Annotated in this window: 1 protein-coding gene; it reads left to right on the forward strand. The window is 45.3% G+C overall.

Annotation, left to right across the window (positions count from 1 at the left end):
• Positions 1-278: serpin family protein (locus QWY29_RS20340; protein WP_300963044.1), on the forward strand; the 278-nt coding region annotated here is incomplete at both ends.

A 278-nucleotide genomic window follows, 5' to 3' on the forward strand; every position in this document is an offset into this window, starting at 1 on the left:
CTTGAATGAACCGCTCGAAAAGCTGGGCCTTGGGGTTATCTTTAAAGAAGAAGCCAACTTTTCCGGCATGCTTGAGAGCAACGAAAAATTGGTCGTGAGCAAAGTGATCCAAAAAGCTTTTATTGAAGTGAATGAGGAAGGAACAGAAGCTGCCGCAGCCACTGATATCGTTCTAAAACTTCGAAGTCGGCTGAGAAGAGGCCCAAGGCAGTTTACAGCCGATCATCCGTTTACCGTGTTTTTACGCTTTGGGAAGGCTGAATCGAGCAATATTTTGT

Origin of the sequence: Nocardioides abyssi (genome assembly GCF_030412915.1) — a bacterium.
Taxonomy (GTDB): domain Bacteria; phylum Actinomycetota; class Actinomycetes; order Propionibacteriales; family Nocardioidaceae; genus Nocardioides; species Nocardioides abyssi.